The sequence below is a fragment of the Sulfitobacter delicatus genome (assembly GCF_900102535.1).
In the GTDB taxonomy this organism is placed as follows: domain Bacteria; phylum Pseudomonadota; class Alphaproteobacteria; order Rhodobacterales; family Rhodobacteraceae; genus Sulfitobacter; species Sulfitobacter delicatus.
In genome coordinates this window covers 65,377-82,781 of the sequence record NZ_FNBP01000012.1, presented here as the reverse complement: position 1 = coordinate 82,781, position 17,405 = coordinate 65,377, and the positions used below count along the sequence as shown (strand labels likewise).

At 60.8% G+C, this 17,405-nt stretch carries 14 protein-coding genes; 8 read left to right on the top strand and 6 right to left on the bottom strand.

The features are described 5' to 3' along the window. Positions 1-130: 130 nt before the first annotated feature. Complete coding sequence (locus BLS57_RS16985; RefSeq protein ID WP_093743842.1) at positions 131-1,594, bottom strand: AMP nucleosidase; 1,464 nt, start codon at positions 1,592-1,594, stop codon at positions 131-133. Then, positions 1,591-3,393 (bottom strand): adenine deaminase, encoded by a 1,803-nt coding sequence (ade, locus tag BLS57_RS16980; protein WP_093743885.1) that lies wholly within the window; start codon positions 3,391-3,393, stop codon positions 1,591-1,593. Before ade ends, BLS57_RS16985 begins: the two co-directional genes overlap by 4 nt. A gap of 113 nt (positions 3,394-3,506) precedes the next feature. Here ade and BLS57_RS16975 point away from each other — a divergent pair, with 113 nt between their 5' ends. Continuing rightward, the gene (locus BLS57_RS16975; protein WP_093743841.1) at positions 3,507-4,751 is read left to right on the top strand and encodes a glycosyltransferase family 4 protein; all 1,245 of its coding nucleotides are present in this window, start codon (positions 3,507-3,509) and stop codon (positions 4,749-4,751) included. Between the two features lie 33 nt (positions 4,752-4,784). Here the strand turns inward: BLS57_RS16975 and BLS57_RS16970 are convergent, their stop codons facing one another. Further along, positions 4,785-5,903, bottom strand: a complete 1,119-nt coding sequence (locus BLS57_RS16970) for a polysaccharide biosynthesis/export family protein (RefSeq protein WP_093743840.1) — start codon at positions 5,901-5,903, stop codon at positions 4,785-4,787. A 153-nt stretch (positions 5,904-6,056) separates the two neighbouring features. Between BLS57_RS16970 and BLS57_RS16965 the strand changes: the two genes are divergently transcribed. From BLS57_RS16965 to BLS57_RS16935, 7 genes are all read left to right on the top strand, one after another. Then, positions 6,057-6,920, top strand: a complete 864-nt coding sequence (locus BLS57_RS16965) for an NAD-dependent epimerase/dehydratase family protein (RefSeq protein WP_167356453.1) — start codon at positions 6,057-6,059, stop codon at positions 6,918-6,920. A 10-nt stretch (positions 6,921-6,930) separates the two neighbouring features. After that, the gene (locus BLS57_RS16960; RefSeq protein ID WP_093743838.1) at positions 6,931-7,542 is read left to right on the top strand and encodes a sugar transferase; all 612 of its coding nucleotides are present in this window, start codon (positions 6,931-6,933) and stop codon (positions 7,540-7,542) included. A gap of 243 nt (positions 7,543-7,785) precedes the next feature. Further along, positions 7,786-9,669 carry a polysaccharide biosynthesis protein gene (locus BLS57_RS16955; protein WP_093743837.1) on the top strand — a complete coding sequence of 628 codons (1,884 nt, stop codon included), beginning with the start codon at positions 7,786-7,788 and terminating at the stop codon, positions 9,667-9,669. Between the two features lie 145 nt (positions 9,670-9,814). Beyond that, a complete protein-coding gene (locus BLS57_RS16950; protein WP_093743836.1) occupies positions 9,815-11,989 on the top strand; it encodes a YjbH domain-containing protein in 2,175 nt (724 codons plus the stop codon). Then, positions 11,986-12,684, top strand: a complete 699-nt coding sequence (locus BLS57_RS16945; RefSeq protein WP_167356452.1) for a YjbF family lipoprotein — start codon at positions 11,986-11,988, stop codon at positions 12,682-12,684. Before BLS57_RS16950 ends, BLS57_RS16945 begins: the two co-directional genes overlap by 4 nt. A 66-nt stretch (positions 12,685-12,750) precedes the next feature. Beyond that, complete coding sequence (locus BLS57_RS16940; RefSeq protein ID WP_093743834.1) at positions 12,751-13,605, top strand: SDR family oxidoreductase; 855 nt, start codon at positions 12,751-12,753, stop codon at positions 13,603-13,605. A gap of 14 nt (positions 13,606-13,619) precedes the next feature. Continuing rightward, on the top strand, positions 13,620-14,210 hold the full coding sequence (locus BLS57_RS16935) for an exopolysaccharide biosynthesis protein (protein ID WP_093743833.1): 591 nt from the start codon (positions 13,620-13,622) through the stop codon (positions 14,208-14,210). A 3-nt stretch (positions 14,211-14,213) separates the two neighbouring features. Here the strand turns inward: BLS57_RS16935 and dxs are convergent, their stop codons facing one another. The 3 genes from dxs to BLS57_RS16920 are packed head-to-tail and all read right to left on the bottom strand — an operon-like array spanning position 14,214 to position 17,316. Next, complete coding sequence (gene dxs / locus BLS57_RS16930) at positions 14,214-16,142, bottom strand: 1-deoxy-D-xylulose-5-phosphate synthase (protein ID WP_093743832.1); 1,929 nt, start codon at positions 16,140-16,142, stop codon at positions 14,214-14,216. Between the two features lie 41 nt (positions 16,143-16,183). Further along, positions 16,184-17,065, bottom strand: a complete 882-nt coding sequence (locus tag BLS57_RS16925) for a polyprenyl synthetase family protein (RefSeq protein ID WP_093743831.1) — start codon at positions 17,063-17,065, stop codon at positions 16,184-16,186. Between the two features lie 8 nt (positions 17,066-17,073). After that, entirely contained in the window at positions 17,074-17,316 is a 243-nt protein-coding gene (locus tag BLS57_RS16920) for an exodeoxyribonuclease VII small subunit (RefSeq protein WP_093743830.1), read from the bottom strand. Positions 17,317-17,405 lie beyond the last annotated feature (89 nt).

The window sequence follows — 17,405 nt, the reverse complement described above, 5'->3', positions numbered from 1 at the left end:
GTTTTTTATCTCCTTGGACTGCCCGTTTTTTAGGGCCTCTAGGGCAGAATGTAACGGTATGTTGTGGCATAACACAACGAATTGTGGTGCCGAAAACACGAAAACATGCGATTTTCTGCTGTTTTTGCCCTTACAGGAAAGCGGTTTCGTCGAAGGACCGCAGTTTCCGGCTATGGATACGCTCCAACGGCATGCGTCGCAACAGCTCCATCGCCCGAATGCCGATCATCAAATGACGTGCCACTTGGGTTTTGTAGAAGTCCGACGCCATGCCCGGCAGCTTCAATTCCCCATGCAGCGGTTTGTCCGACACGCAGAGCAGCGTGCCGTAAGGCACCCGGAAGCGGTAACCGTTGGCGGCGATTGTGGCGCTTTCCATATCCAGCGCGATGGCGCGGGATTGGCTCAGGCGTTGCACCGGGCCGGACTGATCGCGCAGTTCCCAGTTGCGGTTGTCAATCGTGGCGACGGTGCCGGTGCGCATGATGCGTTTCAGCTCATAGCCCTCCAGCTGGGTGACTTGGGCCACCGACTGCTCCAGTGCGATTTGAATTTCGGCCAACGCTGGGATCGGCACCCAGACTGGCAGATCGTCGTCAAGCACATGGTCTTCGCGCAGGTAGCCGTGGGCCAGAACGAAATCGCCCAAAGCCTGCGTGTTGCGCAGACCCGCACAATGGCCAACCATCAGCCAGGCATGCGGGCGCAGCACGGCGATGTGGTCCGTCGCCGTTTTGGCGTTGGAGGGGCCAACGCCGATGTTGACCAGCGTGATGCCCGACCCATCGGCGCGTTTGAGGTGGTAGGTCGGCATCTGCGGCGTCTTCAGCGTCTCGGGCAACGGCGCGTCGGGGTCGCTGATCTCGGCATTGCCGGTGGAGACAAAGGAGGTGTAGCCGCTCTCGGGATCGCGCAGCATGGCGCGGGCGTATTGCTCGAACTCGGTGACGTAGAACTGGTAGTTGGTAAAGAGCACATGGGCTTGGAAATGCTCAGCGTCGGTCGCCGTGTAGTGCGACAGGCGGGCGAGCGAATAATCGACGCGCTGTGCGGTAAAGGGGGCAAGGGGGCGGATGTCGTCTTCGGGGACGAAGGTGCCGTTGACGATGTCATCATTGGTGGTGCTGAGGTCCGGCACATCAAAGACATCGCGCAGGGTGAACTCCGCCGCGCCTTCTTGGGGGACGTTCATCGCATTGTCGCCGCCCATGGCGAAATGGACCGGGATCGGCGTGGTCGAGGGGCCGATGATCACCGGCTGGTCGTGGTTTTCGATCAGGAGGCCGATCTGCTGGATCAGGTAGTTCCGGAACAGATCAGGCCGGGTGATCGTCGCGGAAAAGCTGCCGGGCGAGGAGACATGGCCAAAAGACAGCCGGGTGTCGACCTGCGCATAGGACGACGTGCGAAAGCGCACCTCCGGGTAGAAAGCGCGGATGCGGGCCTCGGGCGCGCTGCTTTGCATCGCCTTGGCAAAGCCGTCGCGCAGGAACTGGGTGGCGCTGTGGTAAAGCTCGGTCAAACGGTCCACGGCGGCGGTGGCGTCGCGGAACTCTTCGGGGTGCGGGGCGTCCGGGGTCAGGATGGTGCTCATGTTTGCGGCTCTAACAATGGAATAATTTCAAATTTCTGCACATCGACCAGCCCAAGGTCCGAGATCCGCAGTTCCGGGATCACGACGAGGGCCAGTAGCGAGTGCTGCATATAGGCGTTGTTCAGCTTGCATCCACAGTCGACCATCGCCTGCACGAGACGGTCGGCATCGGCGGCAACCTCGGCGGCAGGGCGGTCGGACATCAGCCCGGCAATTGGCAGGGCGACGAGCGCCAGTTCTTCGCCTTCGCGGAAGATGGTGATGCCGCCGCCGACTTCGCGCAGTCGGTTCGCGGCCAAGGCCATCTGCTCGGCATCGGTGCCCACAACGATCATATGGTGGCTATCATGCGCGACGGTGGAGGCCATGGCCATGCGGCCCTCGTAGCCGAAGCCGGAAACAAAGGCGTTGGTCACGGTGTCGGTGGCGCGGTGGCGTTCGACCAATGCGATCTGGCAGACTTCGCCGGTGGCTTGCACGCGGCCTTCGGTGACGGGCAGTTCGAATTTGAGCGCGCGGGTCGGGGCTTGGTTTTCCACCACGCCGATGACGTTGGCGGTGACGGCATTGGCGCCCTCGGGGGCGGGGATGTCGAAATCCTCGGCCGAGAGGTCGCGCGCCATGTTCACGGTCTGGCGCGCCATGTCGGGCCAGTCGAAGTGCGGGCAGTCGGCGAGGCATTTGCCGTCTTCGGCCACGACTTCGCCCCGGGCAATCACCGTCTCTACGGGGAAGGTTTTGAGGTCCGAGGTCAAGATGACATCGGCGCGGCGGCCCGGTGTCAGCGAGCCAATCTCGCGTTCCAGCCCGAAATGCGTCGCGGTGTTGATCGTTGCCATTTGCAGCGCGACCAGCGGGTCGCAGCCGCAGTCGATGGCATGGCGCACGACGCGGTTCATGTGGCCTTCGTTGGTGATTGTGCCCGAGTGGCTGTCATCGGTGCAGAGGATCATATTGCGCGGATCGAGACCTTTTTCCGTGATCGCGGTGATCTGGGTCTTCACGTCATACCATGCCGAGCCCAGTCGGATCATCGACCGCATGCCTTGGCGCATTCGCGCCACGGCGTCGGCCTCGCAGGTGCCTTCATGGTCATCCGCAGGCCCGCCCGCGACATATGCGGCAAAAGCGGGGCCAAGGTCGGGCGAGGCGTAGTGGCCGCCGACGGTCTTGTTCGCGCGTTGGGTTGCGGCGATCTCGGCCAGCATCTGCGGGTCGCCGTTGCTGACGCCCGGAAAGTTCATCATCTCGCCCAAGCCGACAATGCCGGGCCATGCCATGGCCTCGGCCACATCCTCGGCGGTGATCCTAAAACCGGTGGTTTCCAACCCCGGCGCGGAGGGCGCGCAGGAGGGCATTTGGGTGAAGATGTTGATGGGCTGCATCAGCGCTTCGTCATGCATCATGCGCACGCCGTTCAAGCCCAGCACATTGGCGATCTCATGCGGGTCGGTGAAGGCCGATGTCGTGCCATGCGGGATCACGGCGCGGGCGAACTCAGCCGGGGTGAGCATGGTGCTTTCGATATGCATATGCCCGTCGCAGAGGCCGGGGACCATATAGCGGCCCTGCGCTTCAATCGTGCGGGTATCGTCGCCGCGGCAATGGCTGGCGTCGGGGCCGACAAAGGCGATGCGCCCGGCAGAGATGGCGATGTCATGGTCGGGCAGGCATTCGCGGGTATGGACATTGACCCAGATGCCACCGGTGATGATCGTGTCAGCAGCGCGCCGTCCGGCGGCGACTTCGACCAATTGTGCGGCCACATCGGGCCAAGAGGGGAACGTTTTATCTGTCATGTCGCAAGGTGACATAGGTGTGTGGGAGGTTCAAGCGGGCGAAACGCCCGCTCTGGTTGCCAGAGGTGCGCGCTTGCGGCTAACTGGGGCGCAAGGCAAGAGCAGGACTACGGATGAATTTTCTCTTTGTGCATCAGAACATGCCCGGCCAGTACCGGGAGTTGGTGCAATGGTTGGCGCAGGCGGGCGGACACCGGATCTATTTTCTGACGCAGCGACGCGATGCGCCACAGATACCGGGAGTAGAGACACGCATCTACCGCCCCCATCACCGCCCTGATGGAAAAGCCTATGGTCTCTCGAAGGTCTGGGAAGAGGCCGCGGGCAGCGGTTTTGGGGCGGTAACTGCGGCGCAGCAGATTGAAGCCAAGGAAGGCTTTCGCCCCGATATCATCATCGGCCATGTGGGGTGGGGGGAACTGACCTTTTTCAAGCAGCTTTGGCCTGATGTGCCGATCATCGGCTACTTTGAATACTACTACAACATGACCGGCGGGATGGTGGGGTTTGACCCGGAGGAGCCGATCTCGGAACATGCGCCCTATCTGAACCACGCGCGCAATCTCGTGCCGCTGGCGAATATCGAGACGGTCGATTTGGGGCACTGCCCGACGTATTGGCAGCGTGACCGTTTTCCGAAGAGCTTTCACGACAAGATTTACGTCTGCCATGACGGTATCCGGACCGACAAGCTTTTGCCTGATCCTAAGGTCAGCCTGCGTCTTGGCCGTTTGGCGCGGCCCGTTACCCGCGACGATGAGATCATCACCTATGTCGCGCGCAATCTGGAGAAAGCGCGCGGCTTTCACATCATGATGCAGGCCCTGCCGCGCATCTTGCGGGAGCGGCCTAATGCGCGGGTGGTGATCGTTGGCGGCAACGACGTGTCCTATGGCAAACAGAGCGACCATCCCGGTGGACTGCGCGGCGAGATGGCGGCCAAGGTCGGGCAAGAGGTCGATTGGGACCGGGTGCATTTTGTCGGCAAGGTGCCTTACCCCGAGTTTCAAAAGCTCGTGCAGATCAGCCGCTGTCACATCTATCTGACGATGCCATTCGTGCTGTCATGGTCCTTGTTGGAAGCCATGTCGATGGGAGCCACTATTGTCGCGGCGGATGTCGCTCCGGTGCGCGAAGCGCTGACCCATGGGGAAACGGGGATGCTGGTTGATTTCTTCAATCCGGACGCGCTCGCCGCCCAGGTTGTCGACGTGGTCGCGCGGCCAGAGGGCCATGCGCATCTTGGCCAGGCGGCGCGGGCGCATGTGGTTGAGAATTATGATTTCCTCACCCGTTGTCTGCCCGAGCATATCAGGCAGATCAACGCGTTGGTGCCTGAGGACAAGCGGATTAGCTAGATCGGCGCAAAGGATGCGCCGATCTGGCTGGGATCAGTTGCCCAGATTGCCCGCGGTATTCACCAGCCCGAAGACCGATCCAACAATGCCGAGAATGGTGCGGGTATCGGTCAGCGGGCTTTCGGTTGCCAGTACCAGATCGCCGGACTGGATATAGAAGTTCCGCGCGGAGAAGAGCCCGTCAGAGGTGGTCAGGTCGAGGGTGAAGACCACCCGCGTCCGACGCGGTCCGCGGACCCCTGCGCTGATCGCGCTGGCGGGGTATTCGCGCAGGATAAGGATGCCTTCGGGATTGGCGCGAGAGTCGTTCACACCACCAATGATGGCCAGCGCGTCCAGCGCCGAGACGTCATCGCGGTTGAAGGGGAATTGCGCTTCGCGGCCCGCCGCACCAAGCGACAAGAAGTAACGGCGGTCTTCTTCGATGATCAGTTTGTCGCCGCCAATTAGCCGCGTGTCGAGATGCGGGTTTTCGTAAAGCTCCGCGACTGATGTGGCATAGATTTTCGAGCCACGCAGCAGCTTAACCTGCGGGTTTTCGAGATTGTTTTGCACCCCGCCGCCTGCTGAGATCGCGGCCAGAACCGTGAAGTTGTTGTCGGGCATCAGGATATTGCCCGGGCGGCTGACCCCGCCGACCAGGTCAACCGAATTGCCACGACCTTCGGTCATCGCAAGCTGTACCTGTGCTGAGGGGACGATCGCCTCAAGCCGTCGTTGCAGCAGGGAGCGTGCAGATCCCGGTGTGCGGCCCGAAACCCGGATATTGCCTACATAGGGCACAAAGATCGTTCCGCTCTCTGACACCCGGATGCCCGAGAGGTTCGCTACCTGTTGAGCGGGTGTTGTGAGCAGTGAATTATCGCCGCTGTCCCAGACCAGTAGATCCAACCGGTCTCCGGGACGAATGACTTGCGCGTTTGACCCGCGGCTCGCGCCAATCCAGCCGTGCCGGGCTTCACCCGTCCGGGGCCATTGCGCGATACTGGGAAGAAAGGCGCGGGTTACGGGGTAAACCGCGATATCGGATTCGGGTGCCGTGGCATCCTGCGTGACTTCTTTTTCGATGGCTGCGCCGCGGGGCAGAGAGCCACAGGCCGCGAGGGTCAGTGCCATCAGAGCCGTCAGGAAAAGCTTGGATACTTGCTTCATATGTCGCGCGACCGCTTTCTTATGTTTTATCCCGGTGAACCGGTTTGGCCCCGCCTGTATGCAGTGGGGAATCGGTGGTGGTAAAGGCTGATTTGAACCCACCCCCATTGGAGTTCTCACCGCGACAGGATAGTGACTAGACCTATGGCGTCAATGACTTCTACGGATAGCGAGCAAACGGGTGACGTGCTGGTGATTGGCGCGTCCGGGCAATTGGGGGGCATGTTGCGCCGGCACTGGCCGGTGGCAGGGGAGTTGCGCTGTCATAGTCGCCGACCGATCCCCGGATTTATTCCTTTTGAGCTTCCGAAACCGGGCGGGGCTGCGTCTGACACGGCCCTGTCCGCTGCGCGGGGTGTCCGAGCGATCATCTGTCTTGCTGGCGTGACCCCTGCCGCTGCGAAGCGCAGCGGCGCACTTTTGAGCGAGAATGCCAATCTCGCGCTTGCGACTTTGGAACTGGCCCAAGAAGCCGCGGTGCCGCGGGTATTTTTTGCCTCATCTGCGGCGGTCTACGGCGCCCGGGGGGGGATGCTTAGAGAAACCGATGAGCCTACGCCGCTGTCTGAATATGGACGTGCAAAGCTGGAGATGGAGCAGACCGTGCTCGCCCGCGGGGTGACAGGCACAACCGTTCTACGCATCGGGAATGTCGCAGGCGCTGATGCAATCTTGGGCGGTTGGCGCCCCGGCATGCAAATTGACCAGTTCCCAGACGGACGCACCCCGCGTCGCAGCTATATCGGGCCTGTTACCTTTGCTCGGGTGCTTCACCGCCTGTGCGCGAGCAATGAGCTTCCGTCAGTGCTGAATCTCTCGGCCCCGGGTGCGGTAGAGATGGGGGCGTTGCTCGACGCCGCGGGTTTGCCGTGGGAGCCTCGCCCGGCGGCGGAGGGCAGTATTGCCGAAGTGCAGTTCGACACGAATATGCTTGAACGCCTTGTGGATTTTGCGCCAGAAAACGAAAGCCCTTCCGGATTGGTCGGCGAGTGGCAGAAGGACCGTAACCACTCATGAGCTCTACCCAATGACTTGGCGTAAACGCATCTTTGATCTGTTTTTCGCCAGCCTTCTTGTCATCATCCTAGGTCCGATCTTGCTGGGACTGGTGATCTGGCTTCTGCTAAAAGAAGGCCGACCGCTGTTTCATGTCGCCGAACGGATGAAGACACCGGAGCAGAGCTTCAACTTGTGGAAACTTCGCACGATGACGGTTGTCGAAGGGGATCAGGGCGTTTCTGGGGGAAACAAAAGCGCGCGGATCACGCCGACAGGCGCTTGGCTGCGCAAACGCCGGTTGGATGAATTTCCGCAGTTGTGGAATATCCTAAGGGGTGATCTGAGCTTTGTCGGCCCGCGTCCACCGTTGCGTGAGTATGTGGAGCGTTTCCCGGATATTTACGGTCAGGTGCTTCAGTCGCGTCCCGGCGTGACCGGTTTGGCGACGATCCGGTTTCACAAGCACGAAGATCGGTTGTTAGAGCGTTGTAAGACCCCCGAGGAAACTGACGCCGTCTATTGCCGGATCTGCGTTCCCCGGAAAGCGCGCCTTGATCTGATTTACCAGCGTCACCAAAGCACCTGCTATGATTTTGACCTCGTATTCCAGACAATCGGCAATCTGTTTAAACGGCGTTAGCGCGGCATTCCGCGGCAGGTTGCCGCCCAAGCTTTTGAGCAGGCTCTGGTTTTTTCTGTAAAGCCATGCCATTGTGCAGGTTGCATCGGGGATGATTAAGATTCGAAAAAAATTGAATTTCTCGAAAAGGTCGGGCATTGGGCGCGGCGCGAGAATGTTGCCATTGCGGCAGCTGGTCCGATATTGCCGGACCCGATCATTATTGATTGTTTAAATGGTGTTACTAAGAGCAGGGGAAAGCCCATGTTGAGCTTTATTAAGTCGCTAACCAAACGGCAAAAGCGCGCCATCCTGCTGACCGTCGATTCAGTCTTAGTTATTCTCGCTATTATCTCTGCATTGGCACTTCGTGGTCTTCCTAGCGGCCTCATTGATGCTCTGGCCGGCTATATCCCTGTGTTGCCCTATGTGCTTATCGTTGCGGCAGGAACTTCAATATGGCTCGGGATTTGTAGCATTCAATTAAACGCCTATGAGACGGCGGCAGTTGGGGTCACGGCTGTACTGGGCATAGTATTGGCGATGACATCCTTCCTCGTATCAATGGTGTTGGGGGTGACCTACCCATTTGGCGTCCATGTGATGTTCGGCGCCATTTTCTTTTCATTCGTCGTTATTTCACGCGCGCTGCTGTTGCAGGTGGTTTTGGCGATTTACCGCAAGGGTGCCGCACGTTGCCGTGTTCTGATTTACGGCGCTGGTACAACCGGTACCCAACTCGTTTCAGCTCTGCGCGGGCATGAGAATATCGAGCCCATCGCGTTTGTAGACGACAATATTGCACTGCAGGGCTTAAACGTTGCCAAGCTCCCAGTGCATTCGCCCATGCGTATCGCCGAACTGGTGGCGGAGAAGCAGATTAACCGGGTGCTGCTGGCGGTTCCTTCGCTCAGCACACCTAAACAAGCGCAGATTGCCCGGCGGCTCGAAAAAATGGGGCTGGAGGTGCAGACCCTGCCTTCTTTTGCGCAGTTGATTGGCGAAGAAGCGCTTGTAGACAAACTTTCGCCAGTTGCGCCGCGCAGGTTTCTAAATCGCGACGAAGTTGCGCAGACAATTGGTGAAAGCACAGCCTGTTACGCTGGAAAAGTTGTTTTTGTTTCGGGGGCCGGTGGGTCAATCGGGTCGGAAATCTGCCGACAGGTTTTGGAATGTCGCCCCACAAAGCTGGTGCTTTTCGAGCTGAGCGAGCTTGCGCTTTACAACACTGACATGGAAATGCGGCAGTTGGCCGAAGGCACTGGGATCGAGATCGTGACAGTGCTCGGCACGGTGACTGACACAAGGCAGCTGCGCAAAGTCTTCTCCGACCATTCGGTCGATGTGGTTCTGCATGCGGCAGCCTACAAGCATGTGCCGTTGGTCGAAGCAAATCCGCTATCTGGACTGGTGAACAATGTGCTTGGCACGCAAGCGCTTGCCGAACAGGCCGCGCGGGCGGGGGTTGAGCGGTTTATCCTGATCTCTACCGACAAGGCTGTGCGCCCAACCAATATCATGGGCGGGTCTAAGCGGCTGGCCGAGTTGGTGGTGCAGGATATGGCGCGGAAGTATGGCGGGCCAGGGGGTGTCATCTATTCGATGGTGCGTTTCGGGAATGTTCTGGGCTCTTCGGGCTCCGTGGTGCCCTTGTTCCAAGACCAGTTGAGCCGCGGCGGCCCTCTGACCGTAACCGATCGTGGCGTTGCAAGATATTTTATGACGGTGGAAGAGGCGGTTCAGTTGGTGCTGCAAGCTGGTGCACAGGCCGAGGGTGGTGAAGTCTTCGTTTTGGATATGGGCAAGCCGGTGCCAATCTTGAAGCTCGCCCGGCAAGTCATCGAAACCGCAGGCTACACGGTGCGGGACGAAGAGAACCCCGACGGGGATATCGAGATCGAGATCACCGGCCTGCGTCCCGGCGAAAAGATGACCGAAGAGTTGACCCTCAGCGGCAGCTTAATCGGGACCCAACACCCCAAGATTTTCTCGACCCGCGAAAATGGGGTGAACGAAATTGAGATCGCCGCAATCCTGCGCGATCTGCGGGAGGCATTGGTCGCCAGCGACGAGGATATGGCGCGTAGTGTCGTTTACCGCTGGGTCGAAGGCTTCCAGTCAGACGAAGCGGTTCGAAAATCTTCCTAGGCTTGCATCTGTCGCGTTAATGCCGCGCTCCGCTCCGCGGGCGCTGTGAAGCCAGCTTGAAGATTGCTTTCACAGCGAAGTCTGTGTCACATCGGTAAGGCAACGCAGGCAGGGAGCGGAAGTGCGCATGGGGACGGAATTAGGAATGCTAGAACGCAGCCTGTGGTCTGGCAAAGCGACGCTGCTGGCTTCGGCGATTGCGGTCGGACCTGCCGGGCTCGCCCTCGCAGATTCGCCCTACAGCATCTTTGAAACCCCTAACCGCCCCTCGTTGAACTTCTACGGCTCACCGGGGCTGGTAGATATGCCAACGGCTCATGCTATGCCGGACGGGCAGTTTGCGATTGGCGTGTCGCATTTTGCGGGGATGACCCGCAACACCCTGACATTTCAGGCCACGCCGCGTCTCTCTGCCAGCTTTCGCTACATTGGTATTCAAGATTGGAACTCGGTCGTTCCAAGTGCTTTTGAAACCTATCGGGACCGCAGCTTTGACCTGCGCTATCTGTTGAAGAAAGAAGACGGGTTCTGGCCTGCCGTTACTGTCGGGCTGCAGGATTTCGCAGGCACAGGGATTTACGCCGGCGAATACGTTGTCGCCACCAAGACATTCGACAACAGTCCGCTACCGGGCACCGTGAAGGTTACCGGTGGTCTGGGTTGGGGGCGCTTGGGCAGTCACAACAGCATTGGGTCACCGTTCGGGGGAAACCGGGGTGCTTTCACGCCGGGCGCGACGGGCGGCAGACCGTCTTACGACCAATGGTTCCGCGGCCCCGCTGCGCCCTTTGCGGGCGTTGAATGGGAGGTGAATGACCGTTGGACCCTAAAGGCCGAGTACAGCTCTGACGCCTATGAGACTGAAGAAGGACAGCGCGGCGTATTCACCCGTAAGTCGCAGTTCAACTTCGGTACGGAATACCAATATTCCGAAGGTTTGCGGCTGGGTGCCTATTATCTTTATGGGTCTGAGTTTGGCGTAAACCTGCAATACCAGTTCCACCCTCGGAAGCCGGCCACACCGATCGCCAATACCCCGACGGCCCCGCTTCGTGTCCGTCCCAACCGTACGGTAGAGCCTCAGGCCTGGGATACCGCTTGGGCGTCTAGCACCCAGTCTAAAGTTGGCCTGCGTGATGGTCTTAAAGCTATCTTGGACGAGAGCGGCTTGACGCTGGTAGCGCTCCAGCTCGGCTCAGCCAGTGCCGAGATGCGCTTTAGCAATGAACGGTATCAGGCGCCCGCAGTCGCCGTTGGCCGGGCTGCGCGGGCCATGGCACAGGTGTTGCCTGCCTCTGTCGAGACCTTCCGCATCGTATTGGTGCAAGACAATCTTGCCCAATCCGCGGTGACGGTGCGTCGCACCGATCTGGAAGCGCTTGAGTTTGATCCGCAGGCGGCTGACGCGCTTCTGGCGGTCGTCGGAATTGGCGAGGCTGCGCCGCGCTTGCCGGGCGCGTTGGAGAATGAGGACCTATATCCCGACTTTGCTTGGTCAATCGGGCCCTATGTCTCGACCAGCTATTTCGATCCTGAGGCCCCCGTTCGGTTGAATTTAGGGGTCGAGGCCACCGCGACCTACCGTCCGGCGCCCGGCTGGACGATTGCAGGCAGCCTGAAGCACCGGCTTTGGGGTAACAAGGGCAATGACGCCCATAGAAGCAACTCGAGACTCGAACCCGTGCGCACCAACGGCCCGCGCTACTTCACGGCCGAAACCGTATTGGATAATGCCTATGTCAGCAAGCAGTGGAGTGTCGGAAACGATCTTTATGCACGGGTAACGGCAGGCTATCTTGAGCGTATGTTCGGGGGTGTTTCGGCTGAGCTTCTTTGGAAGCCGGTGACCAGCAATCTCGCCCTTGGGGTAGAGGCGAACTATGTCAAACAGCGCGAATTTGACGGCGGTTTCGGCTTTCAGGACTACAGTGTCGCCACGGGCCATGTCTCGGCCTATTACGAATTTGGCGGCGGTTATCACGGACAGGTAGATGTGGGCCGCTATCTCGCTGGCGATATCGGGGCGACGGTGACGGTTAGCCGTGAGTTTGAAAACGGCTGGCGGGTCGGCGGTTTCTTCACCGTGACCGACGTATCTGCGGATGATTTCGGGGAGGGCTCATTTGACAAGGGCATCAACCTGACGATCCCGGTGAGCTGGTTCTTGGGCACACCAGACAAACGCAGCATTTCGACGACCATTCGGCCGATCCAGCGGGATGGCGGGGCGCGGCTTGATGTGCCGGGTCGTCTCTATGAACAGGTGCGCAGCGGACATCGCAATGCGCTCGAAGATCAATGGTCGAGGGTTTGGGAATGAAGCGTTTTGCAATCGGATTGACCGTGATCGCTGCCCTCACCTTGGCTGCCTGTTCCGGGGGCGGTCGCGAGACGGCGCGCAGCCCGATGCTAACCGCGGGTTCGGCGCTGGTGAATTCGGTCAAAGCAAGGGGTGCGAATGGCAATGCACCCCTGATCAAGGTCGCGGTAACACGCGCAAGTTTGGATAAGACGCCCGGCGCTGTTTTAGAAGTTGTGCCAGACAGGACCGGTCTGCAAGACTTCTTGAAGTTGGTCGGACAACGCGACGACCCTACACCCGGCAAAGTCGAAGTTTGGCAATCCTCGGACAATGCTCAAATTATCCTGCGCGAAGGCGTTCTTGTCGGCACTAAGGGCCTTGGCGGCGACATGCGCTCGGCACAGGCGCAAACTACGATTAACGGGTTTGACGGGCAGGGCGGCGGCGGCGAGCGGCTGATCACTTTGGCGCGTTTGGATGGCACAGCACAAACCGTGCCCTTTTCTTGCGATGTGACCCAGCTTGGTCGTGACGTGATCCAGATTGTAGATCAAACTGTGGCCACCCATCACCTTCGCGAAGACTGCGCCTTTGGCGAGACCCGATTCAGCAATGAATATTGGGTCGAGACAGGCACAGGGAAGATGCGCCGCTCAAAGCAGTGGGCCGGGCCGACGTACGGGTATATGACGATCACACGGCTCAAGGGCTGATCATCTCCGCGTCAGGCGGGGCGCTCTGCGCTTGTGCTCCGCAGGCGGGCAGGTCAGTTTGCCGGCATGAACAAAACGCTTCTTTCGATAGGTTACGGGTATAGCGCGCGCGCTTTGGCGGCACGTCTCATCCCGCAGGGGTGGCGCGTTATCGGCACGACACGGAGTGCCGACAATATGCGTGAGATTGCCGATACCGGTGCGGAGCCACTGCTTTGGCCGAGTGAAGATCTCGCGCCGCTGCTGAATAAAATCCCCAATGTATTGGTCTCAGCCGGGCCGGGGCCGGAGGGCGATCCGGTGCTCTTGGCACTCGCGGACCAGTTTGCTGCGGCTGCTCCGTCGCTACGTTGGCTCGGCTATCTGTCCACCACCGGCGTCTATGGCGATCACAGCGGGGACTGGGTGGATGAGTCCACACCGCTGACCCCGTCCACCCGGCGTGGAGCTGCGCGGGTGCAGGCTGAAACAGCCTGGGGTGCGATCCCCGATTTGCCGCTGCATATCTTCCGGCTTGCGGGCATCTATGGCCCCGGTCGCGGCCCTTTTGCCAAGGTCCGCAGCGGCAACGCGCGTCGCATTATCAAGCCCGGTCAGGTCTTTTCTCGGGTGCATGTAGAGGACATCGCACTGGCGTTGGAGCTTTCGCTGAAGTCGCCCCAGCCGGGCGGCGTCTATAACCTTTGCGACGATGACCCAGCACCACCGCAGGATGTCATCGCCTATGCCGCCGAACTTTTGGGCCTGCCCCTGCCGCCTGAGGAGGGTTTCGAGAACGCTGAAATGTCCCCCATGGCGCGCAGTTTCTATGCCGAGAGCAAGCGGGTGCGGAACGATCATGCGAAGGCCGCGTTGGGCTGGCAGCCGATATATCCTGGCTACCGCTCTGGTCTGGCCGCCCTTCTGGCGTCGGACGGCTGAACCCGAGGCTGCGCATGCGCCAAGACGAACATACACTTGCCTTTCTGCTCGACAGTATCGACCGCGCGGCTGAGCGGGAGACGGTTTCGATACAAGACGTGTTGCAGGAGATTGGCGACCGGTCGATCACGCCCTTGATCTTGGTCGTCGCGCTGCTGCTGGTCTCGCCGCTTTCGGGCATCCCGGGGGTGTCGACGCTCGCTGCGGTCACGATCATCATTCTCGCTGTGCAGGCGGTGCGGGGGAAGCGGAGCCTTTGGCTGCCGGGTTTCCTGCTGCGCCGCGAGGTCGCTGGCCAAAGGTTGAGCGGTTGCGTCGGCTATCTGCGCCGCCCCTGCGCCTTTGTCGACCGCCGCTGCCGCCCGCGATTGCAGTTTCTAACCACCGGGCCAATGCGTTTTCTGACCCTATTGATGGTGACGATCATCCCCATCGGATGGCCCTTTATGGAGGTGCTGCCGATGATGTCTTCCATCGGCGCCGCCACCGTGGCGCTGCTGGTGTTCGGGCTTTTTACCCGTGACGGGCTTTTTGTGCTCTTGGGCTACCTCTTTGTGGCGATAACCTTGGGGGCAGGCGCATGGCTGCTGCTCACCGCGACCTGATGGTCAGGCGCGCTGCGCGTCGAGATTTCCGATGCCGAGGACCTCGAGCACTTTGGCGGTGATCTGTTCGGCATTCATCCCCGCCACTGCATACATATCCGCCGGGCTGGCCTGATCGATGAAGATATCCGGCAGGACCATCGAGCGGTATTTCAATCCGGTATCAAAAACGCCTTCCTCGGCCAGAAGCTGTGCCACATGGCTGCCAAAACCACCGATTGCGCCTTCTTCGATGGTGATAAGCGCCTCGTGATCTTCGGCCAGTTTCAAGATCATCTCGCGGTCCAGCGGCTTGGCAAAGCGGGCATCGGCGATGGTGGGGGTGATGCCTTTGGCGCTAAGTGCTTCGGCGGCCTTTTCGACCTCTTCAAGCCGCGTGCCAAAGGACAGAAGCGCTACTTTGCTGCCTTCCTTAATCATCCGACCCTTGCCGATTTCCAGCGGCGTGCCGCGCTCGGGCATCTCGACCCCGCGTCCTTCGCCACGCGGGTAGCGGAAGGCGATGGGACCCTCGTCATGCGCGGCGGCGGTGGCCACCATATGGCGCAGCTCGGCCTCATCGGCGGCGGCCATGACCACAAAGCCCGGCAGATTGGCAAGGAAGGTCACGTCAAATGCGCCCGCATGGGTTGGCCCGTCAGCACCCACCAACCCGGCGCGGTCGATAGCGAAACGCACCGGCAGCCGCTGGATCGCGACGTCATGGACGACTTGGTCATAACCGCGCTGCAGGAAGGTCGAATACATCGCGCAGAAGGGTTTCATCCCTGCCGCCGCAAGCCCTGCGCAGAAGGTCACGCCATGTTGCTCGGCGATGCCCACGTCAAAGCAACGGCTGGGGTAGCGTTCGGCGAAAAGGTCCAGCCCGGTGCCGTCCGGCATCGCGGCGGTCACGGCGCAGATTTTGTCATCGGCGGCGGCCTCAGTCAGCAGGCTGTCGGCAAAGACGCGGGTGTAGCTGGGCGCGTTGGAGGGGGATTTCTTTTGCTCCCCGGTCACCACGTTGAACTTGGCCGTCGCATGGCCCCGGTCACGTGCTGCTTCGGCGGGGCCATAGCCCTTGCCCTTTTGGGTCTGGATATGGATCAGGATCGGCCCGGTGGCGCGCTGGCGCACGGTGCGCAGGACGGGCAGCAGTTGGTCCATGTCATGCCCATTGATCGGGCCGAGGTAGGAAAAGCCGAGGTTCTCAAACAGCGTCCCGCCGACGGCCATGCCCTTGAGCATATCTTTGGCCCGCTTCGCCCCCTCGCGGAACGGCTCCGGCAGCAGGCTGACGGCACCTTTGGCGGCGGCTTTGAAATCTTGGAATGGCGCTTCGGCGTAGAGGCGGCTGAGGTAGCTCGACATCGCGCCCACAGGTGGAGCGATGGACATCTCATTGTCGTTAAGGATCACGATCAGGCGCTTTTTCAGATCGCCCGCGTTGTTGAGCGCCTCGTAAGCCATGCCCGCCGACATCGCGCCGTCACCGATCACGGCGATTGCGTCGCCCAAACCTTCGGGCACCACGCCGCCCAGATCGCGGCCCACGGCAAAGCCCAAGGCCGCCGAGATCGACGTCGAACTGTGCGCCGCGCCGAACGGGTCATAGGGGGACTCGCTGCGTTTGGTGAAACCCGAGAGCCCGTCTTTCATGCGCAGGCTGCGGATGCGGTCGCGGCGTTCGGTGAGGATTTTATGCGGGTAGCACTGGTGGCTGACGTCCCAGATGATCTTGTCACGCGGGGTGTCAAAGACCGCGTGCAGCGCCACGGTCAGTTCCACCACGCCAAGCCCTGCGCCCAAGTGCCCGCCGGTTTCCGACACGGCAGAAATCGTCTCGGTGCGCAACTCGCGCGCGACCTGCGTCAGCTCGGCATCGGACAGGCGTTTCAGGTCCGCCGGGCGGGCGATCTGGTCGAGCAGGGGGGTGGCGGTTGTGTCACTCATCGGGGCCTCTCTGGTGCCGGTGCGGTGCATTTGCTGCGCGACTAGCTGTCGCGGGCAATAACGAAGGCCGCAGCCGCTCGCAAGCTTTGCGCCTCTTGTCCATAGTCAGATAGGGCGTCACAGGCCATGTCCACCAATTCGGCGGCACGGGCCTTTGCCCCATCGAGGCCGAGGTGCGAGACGAAGGTCGCCTTGCCCGCCGCATCGTCCTTGCCTACCGCCTTGCCGACGGTCGCGGCGTCGCCTTCGACATCGAGGATGTCATCGGCGATTTGAAAGGCCAGACCGAGGTGTTTGGCGTATTGACCAAGCGCGGTCGGGTCAGCCCCCGCCATGCGCGGGCCGGCCATGGCGGACCATTCAATCAGTGCGCCGGTCTTGCCTGCTTGCAGCCGGGTGATCTCGGCCAATGTCAGCGGCTCGGCGGCAGTCTCGGCGGCGATGTCGAGTGCTTGGCCGCCCACCATGCCGCCGACGCCTGCGGCTTCCGCGAGGCTGATCATTAGATTTAACCGCGCTTCGGCAGAGCAGGGCAGATGCCCGATCAACTCGAACGCCAAGGTTTGCAGCGCGTCACCAGCCAACACGGCGGTGGCCTCATCCCATTTGCGGTGCACCGTGGGCTGGCCGCGGCGCAGGTCGTCGTCGTCCATGCAGGGCAGATCGTCATGCACCAGCGAATAGGCGTGCAGCGCCTCGATCGCGCCCGCCGCCGGGGCGGCCATGCCGGGGGCGAGGCCGTGGAGGCGCGCGGATTCGATCACAAGAAACCCGCGCAGCCCTTTGCCGCCGGTGCATGCATAGCGCATCGCCTCGGCCACTGGGCCTGCGTGAGGGGCAAGCGCGGCTTCGATCTGGGCCTGTGCCAGATCGCGGGCGTGGGCCAGCGCGTCGCGCAGGGAAGGTTCGGTTTGGGTCAGCATGTGGGCGGTCAAAGCCCTTCGACAGGCTTCAGCCCATTGGGGTTGCCTTCGCCGTCGAGGGTGATCGCAGCGACCTTTTCCTCGGCCTCTTTCAGCTTGGCTTCGCAGCGGGCCTTCAGCTTGGCCCCGCGCTCGTAAAGCGCGATGCTTTCGTCCAGCGCCACATCTCCGCGCTCCAACTGGCCAAGCACTTTTTCCAACTCCGCCATGGCGGTTTCGAAGTTCATTTCTTCTACGGGTGTGTCGGACATATTGGGCCTCATGTATCAGAATTTCGCGGGACAATAGAACGCCGCGCCGGGCATTGCCAGCGGGGTGCTGCGGAATTCGGCAGAGCCGC